General features: G+C 64.8%; 16 protein-coding genes. 2 read left to right on the top strand and 14 right to left on the bottom strand.

Going from position 1 to position 23004, the window contains the following annotated elements:
* Window positions 1-86 precede the first annotated feature (86 nt).
* The 14 genes from ACFWP3_RS13960 to ACFWP3_RS13895 form a co-directional block, all read right to left on the bottom strand.
* Window positions 87-4133 (bottom strand): type IV secretory system conjugative DNA transfer family protein, encoded by a 4047-nt coding sequence (locus ACFWP3_RS13960; RefSeq protein ID WP_384220037.1) that lies wholly within the window; start codon window positions 4131-4133, stop codon window positions 87-89.
* Between the two features lie 136 nt (window positions 4134-4269).
* On the bottom strand, window positions 4270-6324 hold the full coding sequence (locus ACFWP3_RS13955) for a hypothetical protein (protein WP_384220034.1): 2055 nt from the start codon (window positions 6322-6324) through the stop codon (window positions 4270-4272).
* A gap of 141 nt (window positions 6325-6465) precedes the next feature.
* Window positions 6466-8232 carry an AAA family ATPase gene (locus tag ACFWP3_RS13950; protein WP_384220032.1) on the bottom strand — a complete coding sequence of 589 codons (1767 nt, stop codon included), beginning with the start codon at window positions 8230-8232 and terminating at the stop codon, window positions 6466-6468.
* A gap of 452 nt (window positions 8233-8684) precedes the next feature.
* Window positions 8685-9227 (bottom strand): hypothetical protein, encoded by a 543-nt coding sequence (locus ACFWP3_RS13945; RefSeq protein WP_384220029.1) that lies wholly within the window; start codon window positions 9225-9227, stop codon window positions 8685-8687.
* Window positions 9228-9410: 183 nt separating this feature from the next.
* Window positions 9411-11654 carry a relaxase MobL gene (gene mobL, locus ACFWP3_RS13940; protein ID WP_384220027.1) on the bottom strand — a complete coding sequence of 748 codons (2244 nt, stop codon included), beginning with the start codon at window positions 11652-11654 and terminating at the stop codon, window positions 9411-9413.
* 94 nt (window positions 11655-11748) lie between these two features.
* Window positions 11749-12798: a hypothetical protein gene (locus ACFWP3_RS13935; RefSeq protein ID WP_384220024.1), complete on the bottom strand. Its 1050-nt coding sequence runs from the start codon at window positions 12796-12798 to the stop codon at window positions 11749-11751.
* Complete coding sequence (locus ACFWP3_RS13930; RefSeq protein ID WP_384220021.1) at window positions 12798-13322, bottom strand: hypothetical protein; 525 nt, start codon at window positions 13320-13322, stop codon at window positions 12798-12800. The genes ACFWP3_RS13935 and ACFWP3_RS13930 overlap by 1 nt, the downstream gene beginning before the upstream one ends.
* A gap of 63 nt (window positions 13323-13385) precedes the next feature.
* Window positions 13386-14096 (bottom strand): hypothetical protein, encoded by a 711-nt coding sequence (locus ACFWP3_RS13925; RefSeq protein ID WP_384220018.1) that lies wholly within the window; start codon window positions 14094-14096, stop codon window positions 13386-13388.
* Window positions 14093-14881, bottom strand: coding sequence for a hypothetical protein (locus ACFWP3_RS13920; RefSeq protein ID WP_384220015.1), 789 nt, complete (start codon window positions 14879-14881; stop codon window positions 14093-14095). Before ACFWP3_RS13920 ends, ACFWP3_RS13925 begins: the two co-directional genes overlap by 4 nt.
* A 74-nt stretch (window positions 14882-14955) precedes the next feature.
* The gene (locus ACFWP3_RS13915) at window positions 14956-15657 is read right to left on the bottom strand and encodes a hypothetical protein (protein ID WP_384220013.1); all 702 of its coding nucleotides are present in this window, start codon (window positions 15655-15657) and stop codon (window positions 14956-14958) included.
* Window positions 15654-16634 carry a hypothetical protein gene (locus tag ACFWP3_RS13910; RefSeq protein WP_384220010.1) on the bottom strand — a complete coding sequence of 327 codons (981 nt, stop codon included), beginning with the start codon at window positions 16632-16634 and terminating at the stop codon, window positions 15654-15656. Before ACFWP3_RS13910 ends, ACFWP3_RS13915 begins: the two co-directional genes overlap by 4 nt.
* A 197-nt stretch (window positions 16635-16831) precedes the next feature.
* Window positions 16832-19042, bottom strand: a complete 2211-nt coding sequence (locus tag ACFWP3_RS13905; RefSeq protein WP_384220008.1) for a phage tail tip lysozyme — start codon at window positions 19040-19042, stop codon at window positions 16832-16834.
* 57 nt (window positions 19043-19099) lie between these two features.
* On the bottom strand, window positions 19100-20404 hold the full coding sequence (locus ACFWP3_RS13900) for a hypothetical protein (protein ID WP_384220006.1): 1305 nt from the start codon (window positions 20402-20404) through the stop codon (window positions 19100-19102).
* 138 nt (window positions 20405-20542) lie between these two features.
* Window positions 20543-20935 carry a hypothetical protein gene (locus ACFWP3_RS13895; protein ID WP_384220003.1) on the bottom strand — a complete coding sequence of 131 codons (393 nt, stop codon included), beginning with the start codon at window positions 20933-20935 and terminating at the stop codon, window positions 20543-20545.
* 423 nt (window positions 20936-21358) lie between these two features.
* Here ACFWP3_RS13895 and ACFWP3_RS13890 point away from each other — a divergent pair, with 423 nt between their 5' ends.
* Together ACFWP3_RS13890 and ACFWP3_RS13885 are read left to right on the top strand one after the other, a co-directional pair.
* The gene (locus ACFWP3_RS13890; RefSeq protein WP_384220001.1) at window positions 21359-21868 is read left to right on the top strand and encodes a helix-turn-helix domain-containing protein; all 510 of its coding nucleotides are present in this window, start codon (window positions 21359-21361) and stop codon (window positions 21866-21868) included.
* Between the two features lie 628 nt (window positions 21869-22496).
* Window positions 22497-22658, top strand: coding sequence for a hypothetical protein (locus ACFWP3_RS13885; protein WP_384219999.1), 162 nt, complete (start codon window positions 22497-22499; stop codon window positions 22656-22658).
* Window positions 22659-23004 lie beyond the last annotated feature (346 nt).

Genomic DNA, 23004 nt, shown 5'->3' with positions numbered 1-23004 from the left:
ACCAGTGCCGAGGCTGTCTCTCTTAGTCGAGAGACGGCCTCGGCACTGGTCGTGATCCTTGTCTGGCTCCCAGATGTGGCGGCCGACTACTTTGAGTTCATCTCGATGGCCATGGCCCGGTCGAACCGGCCGTCGGCCAGCACCTCCCAGCTCGGCAGCGAGGCCAGGTACTGGTAGAAGGCCGAGTGGACCTTCACCGTCGCCAGTGACTTCAGGTCCTCCTCGGTGACGTCCTCCTCGGCGAACACCCGGGAGTCCTCGTCGCTCACGTGGCCGTTGATCCGGCGGACCGCATTGGCGTACGTGTCCGAGCGGATCTGGCTGATGTACGTCTGGGAGCCATCGGCGCTGCGTAGCTCGCCGTCGCCGCCGACCGAGAAGTGATCGCGATCCTTTTCCAACTCGGTTTGCGTGGACTTGTAAGCCTCGCTGATCTCGATGTCCAGGCTCTTGACCTTCGCCGAGCCGTCGGGGTTGACCAGCATCTCCTTGCTGATCGTCCCTTCGGCGTAGAGCAGGCGCTGCCGCTCGACGCTGACCGCCTGACTCTCGGCGATTGCAACCCCGACCTCGACGTTCTCGATGAACTGGTCCTCGTCGAACATGCTCATCCCCTCGTACTCGTCGGGGTCGACGACCACCGGAGCGTTGGGGTCCTGGCCCTCGTCGACCGTGGTCATCGTGGTGATGACTTCCATGACCTCGTCGGCGTAGACATCCGGGTCCAGGCGCTCAATGTCGACCTCCTGATAGTCGTAGATCTCCTTGTACTGTGCTTTTGCGTCCGGGGCCTTGGCCGCCTGGCGCATGCGCTTCTCCAGCATCTTCACGAAGTCCGGCTGATTCATCCGCACGTCGAAGTCCATGGCACTGGACAGCGTCGGGATCGTCTGCAGCGAGTACGTGTGCCCCGGGTGCCTGATCGTGTTCCCCAGCAGCTGGAACGACATCGGCAGGATCGTCTGGTTGCGGTTCCAGATCGGCGCATCGCCGGCCCGGAAGACGATCGAGTTGCGCGGCGCGAGGAATGCCATGTCGTTGTAGCTGATCAGCGGCTCCTCCTTGGTGGTCATCGTGTAGGAGACCCGGCCCTCGGTCTTGCCGCCGATGACCTTGTCGAGATCCTGGCTGATCTGCTTGCTGTCCCTGTAAGACCGGTGCGTCTTGCCGCTCATCTTCTCCAGCGTCTCGATCATCGAATCGTCCGTGGACTTCAAGAAGACGATGTTCGAGGTGTTGCCCTGGACGATCTTGTCGACGCTCTCGCCGTACACATCGCGCAGCTGCTGCAGAGTCTGCAGGATGAGCGTGAACTGCTGCTCCTGGCCCAGGCCGATGGAGAGCATCGTTTCGAAGCCGTCGATGCCCTTGCCCTCCGACTGCAGGTTGCCGAGCTCGTCGAGCATGAACCGCGTGCGGTAGAGCGGCTTCTGGTTCGACTTCGTCATGTATGCCTGGTCGGCGCTCACGTCGAACAGCTGCTTGATCAAGATCAGGATTAGCTTTGCGTACTTCATGAGGTGGGGTGGAGTCACCAGGAACAGAGCCTTTGGGGACTCCGAATAGCGCGATAGCGTATGCGTGATCGCCCGTGCCTGGTACGCGATCTTCTCCGGGTTGCCGCCGCCGGAGAAGTCGAGCCGAGTGTCCGGGTAGAGCGTATCCCCGGGCTGGAAGGAGAGGGCCTTCCCGTCCCGGGTGCCGCCCTCGCGCACCGGCTTGAGCTCACGCATCACGCCGTTCTTCACGATCTTTCTGCCCGTCACCGGCTCGACCACGTAGTGCCGGCCGTTGAGTGAGACCTGGTAGTTCTTCGTGAAGCTGAAGTAGAAGGTGCGCACCAGCATCTTCGTCTGCGGGTTGACCAGCTCCAGCTTGAGCCAGGCCTCGTCGTCAGGGAACTTGCCCTTGAAGTTGTACCGCGCCCAGCCCTCGCGGCCGACGATCTCCTCGTGCTCGAAGTCCTCGCCGAGGCTCTTGGTGAACATCGGGTCGGCGTAGGCCGACCACACGGCCTGCTGACCGACGAGGTGGTCGCGCTTGACATAGTTCGGCGCGAAGCGCACGCCGAGGCGACGCGGGAAGCTCAGGCCTGCCAGGTCGGTGTTCTGCGAAGGTTTGCCCGAGGTCAGCGTCGAGATCGTGGGGTCGGTGAAGAACGACATGGCGGTGATTGCGATGCCGTACACCGAGGCCAGCATCTTCTCCGCCCCGGCCATCGAGCGCAGCGCGTTGTGGGCGTTGCCCACCAACGTGCGCATGTTGTTGCGAGGCAGCTCCTCGCTCGCGTTGAAGTACAGGCTGAGCATGTCCTGGTCAGCCTTACCCTCCCACATGAAGGCCTGGGCCGCCGCCTTCTCTTGCTCTTCGGCCAGGGCGTCCTCGTTGCTATCGAACTCGCCGGCCTTAACCCGCTTCTCCAGCTCGGCCTCAGGGTTCTTGATCTTCTTCGAGCTCATCTGCACGAAGAGCTGGTAGCAGTTGTAGAGCGTGACCTTGCCCCAGAGGTCATCGAGCTTCTGCTCCACCAGCGCAGGGTCCATATTCAGCACAGCTGCGGCGCTGCGCAGCTCCCGCTCCTCCTCAAGATAGAAGTCGATGAGTCCGTAGGCCGCGCGCTTGAAGGCATTGTTGGCGGCATTGGGCCAGACCGGGTCCTCACCGCCGTCGAGCGGAAAGAAGATTCCTGCGATGTTCTCCACGTACAGCGCGCACCTGGTGAAGTTGCCCTCACGCGCCGCGTCGGCCGCCAGCCCCAGGGGGTTGTAGATGTCGGTCTTCATGGAATTGATCAGATTGAACTGCACCGGCTCGAACCCGCGCGTGACCAGGGGCACGTAGTTCTTCACCAACAACTCGCCCTTGGGGTCGTTGATGACCATGTTCGAAGGCTTCTTCTCCCGGGACCACATGTCGATGACCGGCTCGATGTACGTCTGGCCCTTACCGGCCCGGGTGATGGCTAGGACCATGGTGTTCACCGGCGCCGTATCGACCACGTACGCCCCGGCCGGGCGCTGGACCTCGTACGCCGGGAACGTCCAGTCTTCTGTGATCAGGTCAGCGACGGTCTTGTACTTGTCCGACCCGAAACCAATCTTGTCCCGGTTCTTGCCGTCAGGGTTGTACGGGATCAGCGTGGTGTCGTACTTCTGACGCAGCTCCTTGTCCTTGGGGAGCCCTGAGGCCTCGAACAGCGCGTCGCCGAAGTCTTCGTCGATGATCGGCAGGCTCTGCATCAGCGGATTGCCCTCGTCGTCGTCCGTGACCTCGCCGGCGTAGTAGACGAGCTTCCCCTCCTCATCGATGACGTCCTTCTTGGCGCGCTGGGCGACTTTGACGGTGCCCAGGCCCTTCTTCCTGAGCATCATGTGGCTGAGCATCGAGCTGACCTGCACGCTCGAGTGAGCACCGGCGTCGGGGAACCAGTCGTAGTTCTGCTGTATCTCTTCTGGCAGGGCGATGTGCTGGTCGTTTTGGTACTGGTTGATGTCGCTCGTGGCGTTCATCAGGTTCGCCGCGGCGACCTTCCGCGAGAACCACGTGCCGATGATGAGGGCGACCATCAGACCCGAGCCGAGCGTGATGAAGAGCTTGAACCCTGAGACGGCGGCCAGCTGCTCGCCGACCGTCGTCGCGCTCTTCTTGGGCTCAGCCGGCCTCTCGGCACTGGGCTTGTCGTCCTTCGCCGCGGTGTACCAGCTGGGGATCGGAACAGCCTCAGTACTGGGGTAGCACTTCGCCTTCACGTCCGGGTTGCCGTCCTTGGTCAGGGGCCGGTAACACTTCACGACCGAGCCGCCCGCACCCGTCGTGGTGTCCTGGACGTAGTACGCGCTCAGCATGCTGGTGCTGCTGCCGGGCACGCCCGAACCCACGGACGCGCCCACCGAGGCAACCGCCGTGGCGATGAGCGAGTAGACGACCCAGACGACGATCGTCACCAGCACGCCAGTGATCACCGCGACGACGATGCCCGGTCTGGTCGACCTCAAAGTCAGGAACTTGCTACGGTCCAGCTGCTGGTTGTCGTAGACGTCTCGGTTCGTCAGCGTCTCGCCAGGCGACCGCGCTGAGATCTTGTCCCAGCTGCTCGCCTCCCGCCGTGCCGCCTTCCGCCTGTTCGTGGCCATCGTGATCCCTTACTCTCGAGCCTCGCCCGTTCTGCTTTCCTGTTGTCCAGCGCGCCTGCCTGTGCAGACGACGACGGCGCATGGGGAACGCGCCCCATGCGCCGTCAGATCACCCCGTCGGTCATGACCGGATCGCTCAACGGGTCAAGACCACCCCGACGATGAAGCCGGCCACGCCCATCAGGAGCGAGAGCGTGACGATCATGACGACGAGGATCTTGTTCGAGCGGCTCTGCATCTCGGAGGCCCGAGCCAGTTCGTTGGCGTAGGACTCCTTGTCGGCCTGCATCTCTGTCAGGCGTGCCTCGTACCGCTTGGCCACTGAATCCTCGACCGTCGACAGCTGCTGGAGCAGGTCGGTGACCCGCGTCACCTGAGAGTTGGTCTTCTCCTTCTCCAGGTCGAGGTTGTGCTGCCACTCGGCGTCCCGAGCCTTCATCTGCGTGATGGCGTCCTTGCGGTTGCGTTCGAGCTCGTCCTCCATCCCGCGGACCCGGTCGGCGTGCTCAGTGCGCACCGACTCCAGGAGGTCCTGCTGCTTCCGGCGTAGGACGCCGACTTCGTCCGTGATCCGCAGGTGCTCGGCCAACGCCTCGGACTGGGCGATGTCGGCCTTGCGGTTGTCGTCGACGATCCGCTGAATCTCGGACTTCCACTGGTTCAGGCGCTCTTCCTCGGCCGCCAGGTAATCCGACTGCCGCTCGGCCAGCACCTCGAAGATCCGCGTCTGCCCGGTCTGCATCTTCAGCGTCGCGTCCGAACGCCGGACCCGCAGGATCTCCTGCCGGTTGTGGGCATGGGTATCTTCGATGGCCCGCTCGATCTCGGCGGCGGAGTCGATCTGCTCGCGCTCCATCCTCGAGCGGTTGCGCTCCTTGTACTGCAGCTCCGCCGAGAGCGCCGCGTGCTGGCCCGCCTTGGAGGCCTGCGACTCATAGTCCTTGGCGATCTCCGCCCGGCGAGCCCGGATCTTCTCGTCCTTCTCCGTCTGCCGCTGCTGGTGCTCGGCCTCGGCGGCGTCCTTCAACAGCTTGTACCGGGAGCCCGCGCGGTCGGTGGCCACCGCGCGGATGACCTGCTCGGTGTGCGCCGCCATGAGGTTGACGTAGAACGCACGCAGCTCGTCCTGGTGCGCGGAACGGAGCCGCATCAAGTCTGCGTTGGCCTGCCGGTTGAGCTGCGCGACCTGGTCTCCGAGCCACTCAGTCGCGCCCTCTGGTAAAGCCATCTGCACGACCGGTGCGCCGATGGCGAAGGTCGCGTTGAACTCATCGAGCCGGACATCCAGGTCCAGCTCCTCGGAGAGGAACCGGCGGGCTATGACGTCGCGCACTTGGGCCTGATCTGCCAGCAGCACAGTGTTGCCGGCCTCCGGGTAGTCGCCCCCGATGCCGTAGCCGGCGTCGGTCTCGTCGAAACCCTCGTAGCCGGCCACCTCGTCGCCGTCGTAGTCCGGCCCCAACTCGACTGGAGCGGTTCCCGCGTCGCCCTCGTCGAACATGGGTGTGTCCGCCCCCTCATCGTCATCGACGTCGCTGAAGAGCGGCTCGTCGTCCAGGCCCTCGTCGGCCCCCTCGCCACCGGGGATCTCATCGAAGATCGCATCCCCCTCGTCCTCCCCGATGGCCGCGGGGACAGTGCCAGTGGCCCCAGCCTCGGCTCCCAATCCGCTGTGTTCCGTCCACGCCTTCTCCCCCAGGGCCTCTTCGAGACTCGTGGTGCCTGCGGCGACAGAGCGTGCCTGCGCGAAGGTCGCATCGTTCACCAGATCGATGAGCAGATCGCCGCTGGGCTTCTGCCACACGACGGCCCAGGCGTAGGTAGCACCGGTGAGCAGCGAGTACTCCTCCATGCGAGCGAGCGTCTCGCCGGTGGGGATGATGCCGAAGACCTCCTCTTGGATCATCTCCGCCGTGGCCACCGTGCAGATCTGGTCGGAACTGATGAGCTCGATGATCGAGCCCTTCGCCTCGTCCCGGCCGTGCCGCTTGCTCAAGCCGCCGATCTTGTCGGCCTCAAGCGCGAGCATCACCCAGGCCGTACCGCTGGGAAAGACGAACGGAGTGTTTGACCGCAGCAGCTCGACCGCGGCCGGGATCGCCGTCTCTCTCACTACGGAGGCCAGAAGCTCGTCGGGCTTCTTCTTCCGTTCCCTCTTCTGGCGGACCGTTGCCGTTCCGAGAATGCCCATTAATGCCGATCCCTTCGCTAAGAAAACATAGTTTGCCTGGTTTATGAGTACCCTATCGCTCTCTTGTCGGAGTAGGCAACCATAGGATATGAAAGGGCTATCAACTTGCGAGTCAACTCGTTTCCGCCGTCCTTGGCGGACTCATCGCACCGCACTGACCTCGACGTAGGCATCGGAACTCAGCAGGTTCTTGTCGTCGCTGACCAGGTCGCCGACGACGTCGATGCGAATCCGTTGCTCCGAGGAGTGCTCGTTGAGGAAGGTCGCCACCGCCGTGGTGACCTCGTCGGTCAGCTTCGCCACGGCCGCACGTGCGCCACCAGCATCAGAGTCGGTGTCGCCCTTGTCCTCGATGAGGTACTGCAGGACCCTCGAATCGACGTCGACCCGCACGTTGTGCTTGACGAACACCTCCTGCACCATCTGGCGCAGCTTCTTTCGCACAATCTTCTGCTGCGTAGGCAGCGACAGGGGCTGGAAGGGCACGATCGCGTCGATGCGGCCCAGCAGCTCGGGCGGGAACCGGTTGTCGCCCGTCGTCGAGGAGATTGAGCGGCGGATGAGTTTCTCGTATTCCATCAGCTGCTTGCCCGAGCCTGTGTCATCGGCGGCGTACTGGGAGATGCTTTTGTAGATCTCCGAGCCGGCGTTCGTCGTGAGAACGATGTACGTGTTGAGGAAGCTCACCTCGCGGTTGTTGTCGTCGTTGAGCCGGCCGTCGTCGAGCACCTGCAGTAGCACGCGCGTGACCATCGCCGAGGCCTTCTCGACCTCGTCGAAAAGCAGCACAGCGTGGGAGAGGTCCCACACGCGCTTGGTGAGCTCGGAGCGGAAGGTCGCGAACGACGAGTCTTCGGCGTACTCCGTCATGTCGAACCGGATCAGGTGCCGCTGGTCGTCGCCGAACAGCAGCTTCGCTAGCTGTTTGGTGAGTTCGGTCTTGCCGACGCCCGTGGAGCCCGTGAACAACAGGCTCGCCATCGGCTTTCCCTTGTCGTTGAGGTCCGCCACCGACAGCTGCAGGCGACGTGCCACCGCGCTGGTTGCCCAGTCCTGGCTGAACACCTTCTCGTCCAGTAGCTTCTTGATCTTCGCGCCGTCGACCTTGAAGGCCACGTTGACGTTCAGGGTCTCCATGAGCACGTCCGAGAGCAGGGCCCGGTCCATCGGCCGGCGCGTCAGGCGAGTCCAGCCGACCATGGAGTCGAGCACGAGAATTGACTTGCGCGGCTGGGCGCTGGCCGGCATGTAGCGCTGGGTGTACTCGTAGATCTGCCGGAAGATGTGGTCGTCGTAGAACTCGTCAGCCACCCCGTACCGTTCGGCCATGCCCTGCAGGATCTTGATGGTCGTCGCCTGATCTGGCGGGTTGAGGTTTATGCGCTGCAGGCGCTCGACGAGCGGCTGGTTCGGCGAGATGTGCTTGTGGAACTCCTCGTAGGTCGTCGCCGCGATGATCCTGATGCCGCGGGTTCCCGAGGCGGCGAGGACCGGCTTGATCGCCTCTACGGCGGCGTCGGAGAGCTGAATGATCTGGTGGAACTCGTCGATGAAGAGGACCAATTCGTGCTTCTCGTCCTTGACGAAGTCCTCGGCCTCGTCGAAGAAGCCCTTGAGTACCGCGGCCATGTTCTCGGCGGTGCCCGCCTCGGAGACCATGCGCGCCGGATCCACTTCGAGGTAGAGGCGGTCCTTGTCCACCAGCATCGTGGCCTGGACCAGGGCTGTCTTACCCGTGCCGGCTTCGGCCAGCAGGAGCGCGTTGCACAGCTCGGGACGGCTCATCGAGGCCAACAGCTGTGTCGTCTCATGCTCGCGGCCGACGATGTCGCGCTCGGCCTTCTTCAGTGGCTCCGAGAGCTTGGACAGGAGCCGGTAGCGCTCGTTGAGCTGTGCCTCTTGAAACATGCCACCCAAGACCTCTCGACTGGACTGGAGACTTAACTGAAAAATCAGTCGAAAGTCTATCACGAGTGGCATTTGATAGGGCTTCAAATAGGCAATTAGGAAGGCTGCGGAGGGGACTTCGGGGTCTTTCGTTCCGCGCTCGGGCCGCAGGTTGCTCACCCGCCGAACTTGGGCTCGCTGCTCTCCGGCGTCTGGGGTTGCTCGAACTGCTAGTTGAAGCGCTCTCCGACCGGGGTCGCATTGGCCCCGCCGTGCAGACCTTGCCCACTACTGGGCTCATTTGGTCGACCGGGTCCGGGCCGATCGAGGGCTGAGCCTTCGGCGTATCCGCAGAGGTGATCATTCCGGGAGTGGGAGTTTGGGCTCCGGGGTCTAGGCTCGTGTTCCGTGCAGCTGAAAGGCCCCTGGAAGGGTATCCAGGGGCCTTTCGAATAAGGCTTGACTCCTCTGCCTTAGCCTACCGCCGGCTCGTCGACTTCGACTGCCTGCTCCTGCTCGGCCTTGCGGGTCGGGGCCTGGGCCTGCGACTCCTTGGCTGCGGCCCGTGCTCCGCGGGCAGTGCGCATGGACGCGAACTGGTTGTCCAGCGTCTTGTCGTCGACCTTGAACTCGGAGGGCTCGACGGACTTGGTGTTGACCACCAGGCCGGTGCCGCGCGTCGCGGGCATCACGTTGCCCTTGAAGCCGTAGATGGTGCCGACCTCGTTGCCACCCTTGTCCAGGATCGGCTCGGTGTTCGGACCTGCCGCTTTGGCTATCTCCTCCATCTGGCCGGTGGAGTACGGAGCGGCGTTGTTGTAGCGGACCTTGCCGTTCTCATCCTGAACCCGATCGGACTTCAGATGCAGGTTCGTCTGCTCCGGACCGCGCGGATCTCGAGCGTCGAGCTGGACGTCGGCGTACTGGGACTTGCCGTCCTTGGTGACGCCGTTCTTGTAGACCTTCGCGATGAGGTTGACTCCGGTCATCGCGCCCTTGCCCTTGAGAAGTGCCATGATCTCTTCCTTCGTCTGTTCCGACTGCCCGCTGGACAAGTCGGCCGCGATCAGTCACATCGTCCGGACAGGGAGTGGAGTCCGTGCCGAACCCTCTCCAGGCTAATGCTGCTATAGAGCATTCGACAAGGCTTTCAACTGGTTCATCTAGTTATGTTCCAAGCTGGCTGAGATAGAGGGCGGCTACGAGTCGAATCCCATCCCGGCATCCGCTGTGGTCACAGCCTGATCGACCTGGGCCTGGACCCGCACGACGAGGCCGGCGTCCAGCGACGAAGCCTTGGACCGCCGCATCGGCTCGGCCCGCTCGCGCGCGGCGCGCAGCTCCGCGATCTGGGAACGCAACACGAGCAAGCCGGATCCCTCGTCCGTCTGCTGAGGCGTCAGCTCCCGGGAGACCCCTGTCATCGCCGCGACATCGTCCACCGGCAGATCGGGAATTGCCTCGGCCTGGCCGGACTGGTCCAGGTAGTCCATCGCCGCCAGCAGCAGCCGCTGGCGATCCCTGGTCGTCTCGACGAAGTTCTGGCGTGCGTGCGGCCCGATCTCGACGTCGGTGACGAAGTCGTAGCCCAGGTGGTGCAGGTCCAGGGCCTTGACCTCGTCGAAGTCATACGCGGCACCGGCAACAATCTCAAAGTCCGTGCTGACCGCGTCGGTCTCCGTACTCGCCGAGTCCTCGACACTCGACCCCACGCGCAGCACCAGGCCGGAGGAAGCGAGATCGGCCCGCAGGCCGTCCAGCTTCTGGTAATAAGACTGCTTCATCGTCCGGATGCGCGCGTCCAGCACCGCCCGGCCGCGCTTGCCCTCGGTCAGGAGCCTGCCGCCGGGCTGATCGTAGATTGTCCGGCCTAGGTTCTCGGCTTCCTCGGGGTCCTTCATCCGCTGCAGGGAGGCATCCGCGCGCAGCGCCATGAGCGAGAGCAGCCGCTGGCCGTAGGTCGCCACCTCCTGCTGCTGTTCGTACCACTGGCCAGCGTCCCCGAGGAAGGGCAGGAAGCGCCCGTACTTGCTCACCAACCGCCGGTGGTAGCCCTCCTCGAAGCGGTAGAAGTCGTAGAGCGGGCGCGAGTCCTCAGCGGCCACACCGGCCTTGTCGGCCTGTTCCCACTGGTGCGCGAGGTCGCGGTAGACACCGACCTTCTCTCGGTGGTGCTGTAGACGTGAGGCGTAGCTGCGCAGCCGGAAGCCGAAGGAGACCAGATTAGCTTCCGCTTTCTCGTCGTCGCCCTGCCGATCCGCGGCCAGCGCCGCCATCTGCTGATAGTCCATCCCCATGACTTCGAGCATGGGCGTGCGCACTCGCAGCTCTGACTCCGGTATCGCCCGCAGAATCTGATAGACGCCGTTGACGGCGCGCTCCATGATCTGTACGCGTCCCCGCTCGACCAGCTTCTGCCATTCCTCCGTGCTCAGGGACTCCTTCGCGCGGTGCTCGTTGGCGTAGTCCACGATTCGTTCCATGGCCTCCGGCATCGGGGACCCGGCACGTTCGAGCTGCTCCTTCACGAGCTCGGTCACCAGCTGGTTCGCCTTGCGCATGCGAGCGTCGTTCGAACCGGCGCGCCACAGCGTCCGGTCCGCAGGTAGGCAGGCGAGCAGGAACTGCGGCAGAGACTCGGCGCGGATTCGCTCGTGCGCCCACCGCTTGATGAAGGTGGTGACGTTGCGCCGCTCGTAGCCGACGGCGCTGGAGAGGTGAGCCACTGCCTGCTTCTCGTCGAGCCAGGCATCGACGCCGCGGCGAAGCCGGGACTTGTGCCGGTCCAGCAGCTTGCCGCGCTGTGTGCCGTCCTTCGTCACCTGGCCCCGGCCACCGTCGACCATGGCCAGGTGGCAGTGCACGTGCTCGGTGTCGACCTGGATGACCCCGACGTAGCGCAGGTCGTCGAAGCCGCTGGTGCCCGAGCTCATCCGCTCCAGGCCGTGCATGATCGCCATGCGCAGCTTCATCTGATCGATGTGGCCGCGGTAGTCACCACGGGCTTCGCTGTGAAAGCCCTCGTCGACGATCTTGTGCTTCCGCAGGTACTCCTCGTCGAAGGACAGCACCGTCTTCAGTACGGTGTGCCCGGCGTCGAAGTAGTGCTGGATGTCCTGGCTGGCCGCCTTGAGCTGCTCGTCGGAGAGCGAGACCGAGCCGTAGCCGAAAGCCACGCCGCCTTTGCCCTGGGCCTGGCGCATCTCATGCTTCGCCGCGCCCCGCGAGGTACCGACGCGCTCGACGGCGGACTCCCGCGCCATGTAGCGGAGGATGAAGTCGTCGGTGCGCAGTCGCTGGATCGGAGCCAGTGACTCCGTCGCCTGCTCGCGGGCCATGTACCGGGTGACGTAGTCGCCCGGCGTCGCGCCGCGCGATCCCTTGCCGCCGGGCAGCGGCACGCTGAACTCATTGACGATCACGATGTCCTGCTTCAGGCCCATCGTCGCTTTCCTTCCTGTCTCGGTATCGATGTACTACGGCCCCGGCTGCTGTCCGCCAGCAACCGGGGCCGCGCTCGTCATGCCTGATCCGTCCTCAGGAACCCAAGCTCTGCTCGCGGTCCTCGCCGAAGTCCAGATCGGCCGCACGCTGGGCCACCTGGCGCTTGAGCTCGTCCAGGCTCGGGACGGGCTTGACCTCACGTCGACGGGTCTCCTGCTCCTGCTCCTCCAGTTCCACGTCGAGATCCAGGTTCAGGTCGCGCTGCGCCTCACGGGCCGGGACTGGGGGAACGAACGGCACCTTCTGCTCTTCGGCCCTGTGCAGTGGTGCAGCCACGCGCTCCCAGTAGAGGTTCTCCGCGGTGCCCTCAGTGCTCGCACGCTCGGTCTGGTACTGCTCCCGTTCGGCGGCGATCTCCGCCTCGATCTGCTGCAGGCGAGCGCTCATGCCGTCGACAACCGACGCCGCCTCGGGCACGGGCGCTCCGACTATCTGCTTGACCTCGGTGTCCAGGCCCAGCTCGTCCTCGGTGAACAGGGAGTTGATCGCGTCCGAGCGCGCCTTCAGCCCGCGTGCATCAGCCACAGCCTCAGTCCGCGGGACGCCGTCCTTGGAGTGGTCGGCGAAGTAGCCGGCGAGGTCGTAGCCGCTGGACTCGAGATCGATCTCCAAGCCCCCGATGCCGTGGATCTGGGTGAAGACCACGGGCGCATCGTCTTCGGTCTGTGCCCCTGACGGAGCGAGCACGAGCATGTCCGCCGTGGCCGGCAGCTCCCACTCGATCCCAGTGACCTGCTCGGGCACTGCGAAGCCGCTCGTGAAGTAGCCCTTGCTGGCGAGCACGACCAGCTGCTGGTCGTCGAACTCGTAGAAAGCATCGACCTTCTCGCCCTGGCCGGGGGAGTAGGTCACCTGGGAGATGCCGAACGGCAGTGCCTTGGCCGGGGTGACCGAGCGGAGCTCGCCCGTCATGTGCAGATACGGGCGGTAGTTCTCCTCCTTGCTCCGGTGCTTGAGGTCGAGCGATTCGACCATGACGCCGAGCTCGGCGGTCACCCCCTCCAGCCGGTACGTCTCTACTCCTGGTTCACGCAGGACACGGTGGGCCCATACGTCGTGCATCGTCAGTCCTGCGGTGCGCATCACTTGCTCCTCTTGCGGTTGGTCTTGTTCTGGTTGGTGGTCCTGGTCGTGGACTTCGGTGTGACGTCGGCTCCGGTCGCCTGGCCCCGGTCGTCCCGGATCTTCGCGATCATCCGCGTTGCCCAGCGCCACATGCCGCGCATCACGACGATCTCGCCCGCGGCGAGCAGTGCGACCAGGAAGAGGAGCGGCATCAGCCACATGCCGATGGTTCCGTCTGCACTGAGCGCGCCCCGGGATGCGCCCGACTGCTGGTGCAGCCATGCGCCCAGCAGCGGGATGATGACCACGGCCGTGATGAACGCCAGCAGGTAGTCGGCGAGAAGGACGATGGCCCGGAAGAACCCCGCCCACACCACGATGGAGAACCTGCCGGCCTCTTCCTTCGGGGCCAGACGCCGCCATCCGGTGCGCAGCTTCGAGTGCTTCTGCTCCTTCACGGGCTTCGCCGTGGTCTTCTTCGCCGTCGCGGCCGTGCTCGTCGGGGCGGTCGTCTCGGTCTTCTCCAGGGTTTGGGTCGACATGTTCGTGTCCTTACGTCTCGTCGGGGTCTTCTCGGGTGCGTGCTGAAGCGCTGGGCGCTCCGTTCACCCGGTCGGCTTGCGGGAGGGCTGTTCCTCGCCGGCGGCAGCGAGGGTGTTGCGGGACTTGCTGAAGGCTCGATAGGCGTCCAGCGACGCCACCGTGCCGTCCTGAGAGGTGGAGTAGGTGAAGACCGCGAACTCGCTCTTGGCAGCGCTGTTCTGATCCGGTCCAACGCGGATTGGATCGAGCCGGGCCACCCCCGTGTAGGAGTAGTTCAGTCCCTGCGCCCGACTCACATCAATGTCCAGATCAGCAAGCGTGTACGTCGTCCCAGCGCCCTTTGTGGTTCCGGTCGCCGTCATCCACTCCGGCACGAATTCGGTGAGTACCCGGGACTCGTGGTCGAGAAAGTCGTAGCGCGCGTCGAGCAGCATCTGCTGCTCCTTGACGGTCCGGGTCGACGCCGAGCTGTCGGTGAGACTGAGCAGAAGGGACCGGCCCGTCACCCTGTCACGGTTCACCCGCTCGATGTCCATGCCCGGCAGCTGGGCCAGCAGCGCCGCGTGTTGCGTCGCCACCTTGGTCTGGGCGTCGCCGAGGTTGCCTTCGAGCTTCTGGACCAGCGCATCAGCCTGGGTGTCCGTCGCGGCCGGGCCGTCGCTGAGCAGGCTGGAGCCGAGCGTGAACACCGAGAGTGCGAGTAGCGCCCCGGTGCCGCCGAGCAGGATCTTCCCGGCGTGCTGGCGCAGCTTGTCCTTGATCTCCTCGTTCACGGTGCCTTCACCTCCTGCTTCAGGGCCTCGCCCGTGGCCGTCGTGCCGGTCTGGATGTTCACGAACGCCTTGCGGACCAGGCCGTAATCGGCGCGGGCCCAGGCCAGCACCGCCGGCTTCTCGCCCGCAGCCGTCCTGGTCTCCATCGCCAGCCAGGTCACCGTGATGGTGCTGTCGTCGTTGACCAGGTAGGGCACCTGGGCGATCCACTCAAAGCCGGAGTTGAAGCTCATCGGGATCCCGACGCCAGCCGCCACGTCCTTGTCACTGGCGAGCAGGTACCACGGCCCCAGGTCCGCTTGGTGCACCGAGGGGGTGAAGTAGGGGATGAGGTTGCGCAGCGTCGACTGAGACGTCGCCGTGTCGAGCTTGCCGCCATCTGCCGCAACTCTGGGGGTCAGGTAGCGGTAGTCGTTCTGCAGCTTCGCGACCTGACCGGCCGCAGTCAGAGCCGCGGTCAGACCGCGCTCGGCGTCGTCGGCCTTCGGCAGCGCCGCCGTCTTCGCCTCGGTGATCCTGATCTGCTCCTGCAGAGAGGAAAACTCCGGCGCAGCCGTATCGCTCACCGCGCCCTGACCGCCGGAGAACCCCGCGGAGAGTACGAAGCACAGCAGTGCGCCCACACCCATGCTCACGCCGGCCACGAGGGTGCGCTTGCGCAGGCCCTCTGCGGGCTGCGTCTGCTCAGGAGTATTCGCGCCCTCCGGCGAGGACGCGGACGCCGCGACGAAGCGCGTCTTGCGTACCGCGCCCCCACCCGACTCGCCAGTCTGTGTCGATGCCATTGGTCCCCAACTCGCCGTTCCACTCAAATATCAGTACGACTCTATCAATAAGGCGAGTCGAAAGGGAGTCGTGGCTATTTGGAATAGCGAGTCTCGCCACTCGCCGGGACGCCGGAGAGGTTCGAGACCTTGCCCTGGGTGTCGACCGTGACGAAGAGCAGCGCGCGCCGGTGCGCCGTGATACCAGCTTTGCTGGCCTTGTTCTGGGTCGCCGCGTCGGAGGTGACCTCGACATCGGCCAGGACGGCGTAGGTGTAGACGCCCGCTTTGACGTCGACGACCTCGATGTCCGTATCCGCGCCGAGGGCCGAGTTCAGGCCGACCGTGTCGATGTAGTAATAACGCCGCCCTTGGGAGTCCTCGTTGAACCTCGAGGGAGGCATGAACGACTTCAGGAACGTCTCGTTCTCGGTGAGACCGAACCGGCTCTTCAGACTCTCGCGTGCCGCCTCGTAGCTCTGTCCCGAGTCCCATGTGAAGGCCATCGAGAGTAGCGACGTGATGCGCTCACCGTCGGCGCTCAGCCGGTTCTGGCTGACGCCCAGGGCCGCCATGACGTCCGCGTTCGCCTGCTCGGCGTTCTCCTTCTGGATGCCTGCCAGTTGTCCCTCGAAGTCGTTGATCTGGGCTTCCTGTTCAGCCAGGGCCGCATGCTGGCTGCTCCAGGTCACGCCGGCCGCCGTTGTGACGACCGCGAGGACCGCTGCCGTCACCAGGACCGAGAGGTTGCGCCTAAAGGATCCCTGCCGCATGGGTGTTGCCGTCTGCTCCGTCATCGCTTCCCGTCCTTCTTCTGGGCGCCCATGTCGCTGAGTTCAGGGACTGCGGGCCCGGCTGGCATCTTGATCGCGTGGTTCTCGTACTGAGCTCCAGTGGCGGTCACCACGAGTGTCAAGTGGTCGAAGGCCCCCGTCGTCCCGTTGTGCACGTAGCGCGCGCTCGCCCAGGCGAGCACCTCGCCGCTCTTCGTGTCCCGGCACAGCCAGACGGCCCTTGCCTGGTTTGTCGCGCCCGAGCGGTCCTTCGTGCCCAGGTCGGGCATTACCGTCTCGGCCTTCCATGTGTACGTGCTCGGGGCAGCTGCGTTCTGGCCGTGGTAGCGGATGTACCAGGCGTGGCGCGGATCGATCTCGGTGGTCGCATCGAACGGCGTTAGCGACGAGGTGCTGTACGCCTCCTTGTCACTGACCAGGAAGGAGCCCTTGCCGAACAGTGGGGCCATGTCCCGGCGGTGCTTGATGATCTCCAGCGTGGCCTGGTTCGGAGCCCCATTGTTCGGGCTGGGTTGAACGCCAGCCTGGTGGTACAACGTGGCGAAGGTCTGCTCCCCGGACGCGACCTTCTTCGCGTCGGCGGCTGCCGCCTCGGCAAGTCTTGACAACTGCACGCCGGCGTCCGCCTTTACGGGCATGGACTGGGCATCGTCCAACTGTGCCTTGAGCTGGACGATCCGGGCCTTGTTGTCCGCCGTGCTCGTCTTGTAGCTCTCGCCGGTCACGCCCGTGGCGACAGCCAGGGTGAGAATCCCGGCGCCCATCACCGAGGTGACGCCGCGGCGGAACAGACGCGCGTTGTCCTCCGGAGCGCGGGCCTGGACACGTTCGCGTTGGCGCAGCGTCCAGCCCGCGAAGCGCTCTTCGAGCTCAGCTCCGGTGACCTTCTTGTGCGTCTTCGGTGCCGCGGGCTTCTCCTCGGGCATCGACCCGGTCTCTTCGGGGCCCGTGCTTTCGGACTCGTCATGGACTGTCGTCACCGAACACACTCCTCACTCCACGTTGCTCTCATACACGACTCAAGTCTATATGGAAAGCAATTCACGGCCGAGTCCTAATCTATTCAATAAGGGCGACGAAAGGTGAAGCTGGCACGCAGGGTCTGCACCGGACATGAAGAAGCCGGTGCCCAGATTGCCCGGCACCGGCTTCTCACTCCCAGATCAGATGCAGCGCATCAGGCCGTCTTGATCTTGTCGGAGGGGAGCATTGAGTCCGACATGTCCACGAACTTCCAGCCCTCGGCCGCCATCCGCGCCGCACTGTCGACGCGAACCCGACCCATGTAGGCGCAGTAGCCGGCCTCGCCGAGGATGACCTTGTCGCCCTGGACGCCGAGCACCACGAGAGTGTGGCCGGCGGGGGCCGAGCCCGGGCTGGAGCCCACCGAGTACGCCGTCGGGGTCGAGGACATCTGCTTGCCGGTCTCCCTCGCAATCGTGTACGCCGTCTCCTTGCCGTCGCCGGCCGGGTAGGTTTGGAACGTCGTGTACTTGTTCGCGAAGTAGGTCGAGAACGAAACGCAGTTCATCGCGTGGTTGCCGTTGCAGGAACCCGGGCCGCCGCCCGGACCGTACCGGTCATCCAGGAACTTCCCGCCCTCCTTGTTGAAGAGGTCAACGAGGGCCTGGGCCTCATCCTGTGTCATCCCGCCGTCCTTCGGGGAGACGGAACTGCCGCCCTTGGAGGTGCAGTTGCCCAGGATGGTGTTGATCCCGTTCGCGATGTTCTCGATGATCCCGCCGACGATGTTCTCGACGCCGCCCACGATCGAGCTGTCGACCGACCAGCCGCTCATCTTGCCGAACCACATCTCGGCCTTGTCGCCGCGCGCGGTGAGTCCGGCTGCGCCGTCAGCGGAGCGCTCCCAGTTCTCGTGGAAGTGCAGCGCTGCCGCACGCGGCGAGCCCTGCGACTTCTTGAGCATGCCCTTGAAGGCCGTGACATCGCCAGGGTTGTCACCATCGACCATGAAGGCCAACTGGGCCTTGATCGTGTACCAGTCGACGCTCTTGCTCTTCGCGTACTGGCGCAGCAACGTGTTGCGGCCGAACGTCCACTGCCCGAGGCCGATGCCGTTGTCCGTGTTCTCTGCGGCGCTGGCCTTCACTGCGGTCATGGAATACGTCCCCGTCGGGAAGTTCTGCACGCTCGTCGGGTCGATCCCGGACTCCTGTGACCAGTTGCCGAGGATGCCCGCGATGTTCTCCTTCGGCATCCCCCAGCTGCTGAGTACCGAGTAGATCTCCTTGGCGTTCTTCTCCACGTCCGCCGGGACGGTGGCCCCGGAACCGTTGCCGACGCTACCCGCGTTGACGACGCACGCCCTCCTGTTCGCGTTGATGTTGCCTTCGGTCAGCCCTGTCGAGTTGAGGACGCCGGTGAGGACCGTGCCCAGCAGGGCCACGGTGGCCGTTACCGCTGCTACGCCCGACATCGTGGAGGCGACAGGGGCCATCGTCGCCGTGACGGTGACGCCCAGGGCCGCGCCGGCCCCCTTGGCTATCAAGCTGCCGATCGCCATGAACGGCGCAGCGATTGCATGACCAACCGCCTTGGCGATGTTGACGATGAGCGTCCACAGCAGCTTCCCTGCGTTGACGGCCATCGCCATGGCGCCGAAGAACATAGACTTGAGCCAGTTCAGGAAGGCCATGGCCATGACCACGCCCATGACCGGCGGAGCCGCAGCCGCACCACCGCCGACGGCGACGCCCTTGGCCGCCTTCGAGCCCAGGCCCTCGTCGTCCTTCGACGCACCGTGCTCGTAGCCCGTGCCGCCGGCACCCAGCTCGCGCCGGTCGGCTGGCTTGGCGTCCGGGCCGCCGCCGGTGACTTTGGACACGCTCTTGATCGCGTCCTGGGCCCCTTCGATGCCGACGTTCTTCGCTGCGCCAACGGCAGCTCCCGGAAGCCCGCCGGCCTGTGCGCCGGCCACGGCACCGGAGACGGCAGCTCCCGCGTAACGCCCGGCGTGACGGCGGGTCGCGCTGCTGCCGTCTCCCTCGATCGCCTGCTGGGCCGCGCCTCCGGCTATGTTCCCGGCGACGCCGTTCATGCCCTGCTTGATCTTCGACCCGGCATTGGTGGTGCCGGCCGTCTCACCTGCGGTCTCTGCGGTAATTGCCGCGTCCGGCATCTTCGACGCGGCCTCCGGCATCTTCGGCGCAGTGTTCGCCGTGCCAGAAGGACCAGAAGAGTCAGCTCCCGGCCCCGGGAGCTGCTTAGGCGCGCCGGTCCTGCCCTCGGGAGGCCTCTCGATGTCCTCCTCAGGGCCGAGACCCTTGGTCCCGCGACCCTGCCGGGGCATCCTCTGACTCACCGACGCACTCGGCTGGTCCCTCGGCCTCCCCTTCTTGGGACTCCGACTCGGCTTGTCGGTGGCCATGTCGTCTTCCTTTCCGGCTCAATGTCAGGTAGGGGGTGTGTCACTTTCTCGCCGCACTCAATGCAGCGTGGTGAGGAAGTCCTTGTCGTTGCGAAGGGTGCTGTTGGACTGCACGTCCCGCAGGTTCACGTCCAGTCGGAGCAGGTCGAGGGAGAGGTCCGACTCGTACTGAGACTTGTTCTTGGAGTAGTTCTGATACGCCTGTGAGAGGTTGTTCATGATGTTCATGAGCGGGCGCATCGTCACGTCAGAGGACTGGTAGTCCCTGGTGAGGCTGGTGCCGTCCGAGAGAATCCACTGCATGTCTGAGATCTGCTGGCTTGTCGGATCCGAGCCCCAGTCACGCTTCTTGGTGAAGAACTGGGCGTAGCTCTGTCCGGCTGGCACCAGGGCGTCGAGGTAGCCGTCGTAGACGTTGCCTGTACGCCAGTTGAGGTCGAAGCCGGCCGGGGCGACGTGCTTGGTCTGCAGCGCCAGCGTCGAGACGCCGTCCTTGGCCTCGGCCGAGGAGACACCCGTGATCCGGTCGGTGGCGATCGAGACCGGAACGGTCGGCGGACGCAGGAACAGGCCGTCGATCTTCGTCATCTGCAGGTCGGACGTATAGGACTGGATCTGCGTCAGATTCGTGCGCATCTCGACGAGCTTCTGGTCCAGAGCATCCCTGGCCTTGGCCTCCTTCTCCTTGAGCGCGACCTCGTAATAGGCCTGCGCAGGGTCGAAGGTCAGAGCGTCGAGCGCGGCGATCTTGTGGACCCCGGACGCGCCGGGGTTGAAGAAGACCCGCCACTGGTCGTACTTGGAGAAGGTCTGGTCGCCGGCCAGCTTGCCGCTGCTCTGCGTCTGCTTCGCTCCGGAAGCGGCGAGTTCGGCGTTTGCACGGACCGTCAGGTTCAACACCTGGCGGTCGAAGGGCTGGTCGGCGTGCAAGAGGACCCCGACGTAGCCGGTCGAGCCGAAGGCGTAGAAGGAGCCCTTGATCCCGCTGGTGCTGACCGGCTCGCTGTTCAGCGAGGTGTCCGACCCGAGCAGGAACGCCTTGTAGTCCGCGGCGTTGTACGAGATCTGAGCGGTCGGGCTGAAGTGCATCATCACGAGCGCCTTGTTGCCGCTCTTGTTGGTATAGACCCCATCGACACTGCCGTCGAGATTCGTCTTCGACGTCTTGAAGTCGCTGGTGTACAGCGCCGTCTGCGACAGCGAGTCACGTCCCGCCTGGTACGCCGAGGCCCCCGATGCGCTGATCACGATCGTGCCCGTGACTGCGAAGATGCCGAAGAACACCCCAAAACGCTCGATCGCGTGGTGCGAGTCGAGCTTGAACTTCCTGCTGAAGGCCAATGCCTTGTCCTTGATCCCCACGTTCTGCTCTCCCTCGTGCCTGCGCTGTGCTGCGGGCCCGGATATGGCGAACCGGGCCGGAGGAGGCCTTGCACCTCAACCGACCCGGTTCGCTCGACGCCTCTGTCCCCGGTCGTGTGCACGGTCTGTGACGGCCTCTTACTTGGAAGGGCCGTTCAGGAACCCGCTGACCTGATCGGCGGTCGCGACGATCACCGTGCCGCCGCCGAGGTCCGTGATGGTCTGCTGGCCGCCGGAACCAATCGTCTGGATCAGCGACCACCCGCCGGTGCCCAGGGCTCCACCGACGAGAATCAGGAGCGCGATCGTGCCCCAGCCCTGCTGGTTACCCGCGGACTGCGGATTGGCCATCAGCTTCTTGATCAGGAGTACGCCGCCCCAGACCAGGCCGACAGCGCCGAGCAGCATGAGCAGGGCACCGCCCCAGAGCTGGACCTGGGACTTGGCGTTCTCCAGGAAGCTCGTCAGGTCCCAGGCTGCGCTCGGCAGGGAGGTCTGTGTGAGGACGGCTGCCTCGTAGATCTTCGTCATGGTTCGTTTCCATCCCCTTTCGAATCGTTCGGTGGCATGCCAGCTAGTCGCGAGACAACAAGTACCGTTAGCTCACTCGGATTGGCGCTGGTAGAGGGTTTGAGTAGTCGTCCGCCCGTTGCCGACCCTCCTGTTGACTCGTATATATGTACATCTGCGATGGCTAATCTACCCCATTGGGCCGACGGATTTCATGGGTCAATGAAAGACCTATCGACAAGCGGTGGGAAGGGGCTCGGAAACGAGGCGAATCGACGTCGCGATGCGCGATCGCAGGCCGCGGTGCGCTCCTGTGGAATCCGCAGTGTGGGATGTGTAATGTGCTGCCCCAGCACTGCTGCGACGCTGGCCTGCTCGTTTTCGAGGCGGGCCACCCCACACGCCCCGTCGATCGCGATCTTGACCAGGAAGTGCCAAACCGCCATGAACCCATTGCCCGGGGACCTTTTCGCCCGCCGACTTCGTCAAGAACGCGAACGCCTCGGCATCAGCCAGGCAGAACTGGCGCGCCGTATGGCCGCACTGCTTGGCACGAACGTTGACTCCACCGCCATCACGCGCATCGAGCAGCAGACCCGCGCCGTCAGGCTCGACGAGGCGGTCACCGCCGCCGAGGCTCTCGGGGTTCCCCTGATCACACTGGTCAGCGATAACTACGCCCGGGAAAACGAGGCTGAGATCCAGAGCCAGCTCGCCGAACTCGCCCTCGCCGAGCAGGAGTGGGAGAGGCTGCGCCAGAAGGTCCACCGGATCACCCAGACCATCCAGCAACTTTCCGCCGAGCGGGAGGCCTTCCGCTCGCACGCGCTGGACGTCAACCCTGAATCCGCTGGCGACTTCGAGCTCGACCCTGATACCCAGGCCGCTCTCGATGTCCGGATGCGTGATGTCCGCAACAAGCCGGCCGGAGAGGTCGAAGGCTCAGGCGCATAACGCTGTTGCGGGCAGCCGGGCTGCATTCCCGGTCGTAGGCGTTCACCGTCTCGGGTTTCCACCACCGGATACCTCTGGCTGAACTCGCGGCCACGGGCCCGGCATCGGACCACGACTGCGCTGCGCTGGCCGTCGACCTAGTCCCTGGAGGGATCGAGCTCGGTGGCCTGGAGCCCCTGGACGGCTGCCGCCGGAGGGGCGTGATGGGTCTGGGCGCGGCGCGTGATGCCGCAACGGCGCCGGGCGGACTTCCATGCCTGGGCGTCCTTCAACGCCCGGATAGCCAGCATGTCGCGGCATGTGCAGGTACACCGCCGCGGCGTGTGAGTACCTGGAGAGTCCTCCGAACGTTCCCCTTCGGGTCTCAGGAGATGCACTGTGAATGTCCGGCGAGGAGCGCACCGAGCTGGGGGAAGCGAGGCTGGCCGCAGATGCGGCGCGGCGACGGCCGGCGGTCGTTGACCCGGCCGAGGTAGGGAATGGTCGGTTCCACGCCGCTCTCGTACGGGCGATCGCGGGCTGAGGGGCGCTTCACCCGTGAAGCGGAAGCTGCGATCGCCGCCCGCGTAGATGAGGGGCAACCTCCACATCGCCGAGATTCTCGAGCGGTACAGCTAGGCTCGTAGGCATGGGATTCGACTGGGAGAACATGCTCGGTACAAGCGGCAACGGCCTCAGCGATGCCTACGACAACGCGGTCTCCGCAGTCATCTACAGCGAGGACCCGGGGGGTGATCCTCGGTCACTCCCGGTCGGAGAAGAGCACGACGACTCGGACGGCCTGCGCTGACCTCAGTAAACACACGACAACGGCGTATGTCCGCCGCATCTCATGCTGATGCTGCTCGGTATGGAGGACAAGCGAGCGCCCCCGCCGGAAGACCTTGGGCGCTCGTGCGTCAGGCGGCCTTGACCAAGTTGGCCCGGGTCGCTCTCTCCCACTCGACCAGGAGTCGTTGGTACTCCGCCGCGCGGCTGGGGGTGTCGGGCTCCTCCATGAGTCGGCGGATGGCCGCGTTGATCCGCGCAGCAGCAGGGCACAGCCTTCCGTGAGGAAGGGAGGGGGAGGGCATTGGTAAAGCGTACGGTCCCGCACCGACAACGGTCGTGGGCTTCCCGCAGTGGCGGGCTTGGTC

The organism is Streptomyces sp. NPDC058525, from assembly GCF_042719495.1.
Lineage (GTDB): Bacteria > Actinomycetota > Actinomycetes > Streptomycetales > Streptomycetaceae > Streptomyces.
The sequence above is the reverse complement of the archived record's forward strand: the minus strand, read 5'-3'. Positions and strand labels throughout refer to the sequence as shown.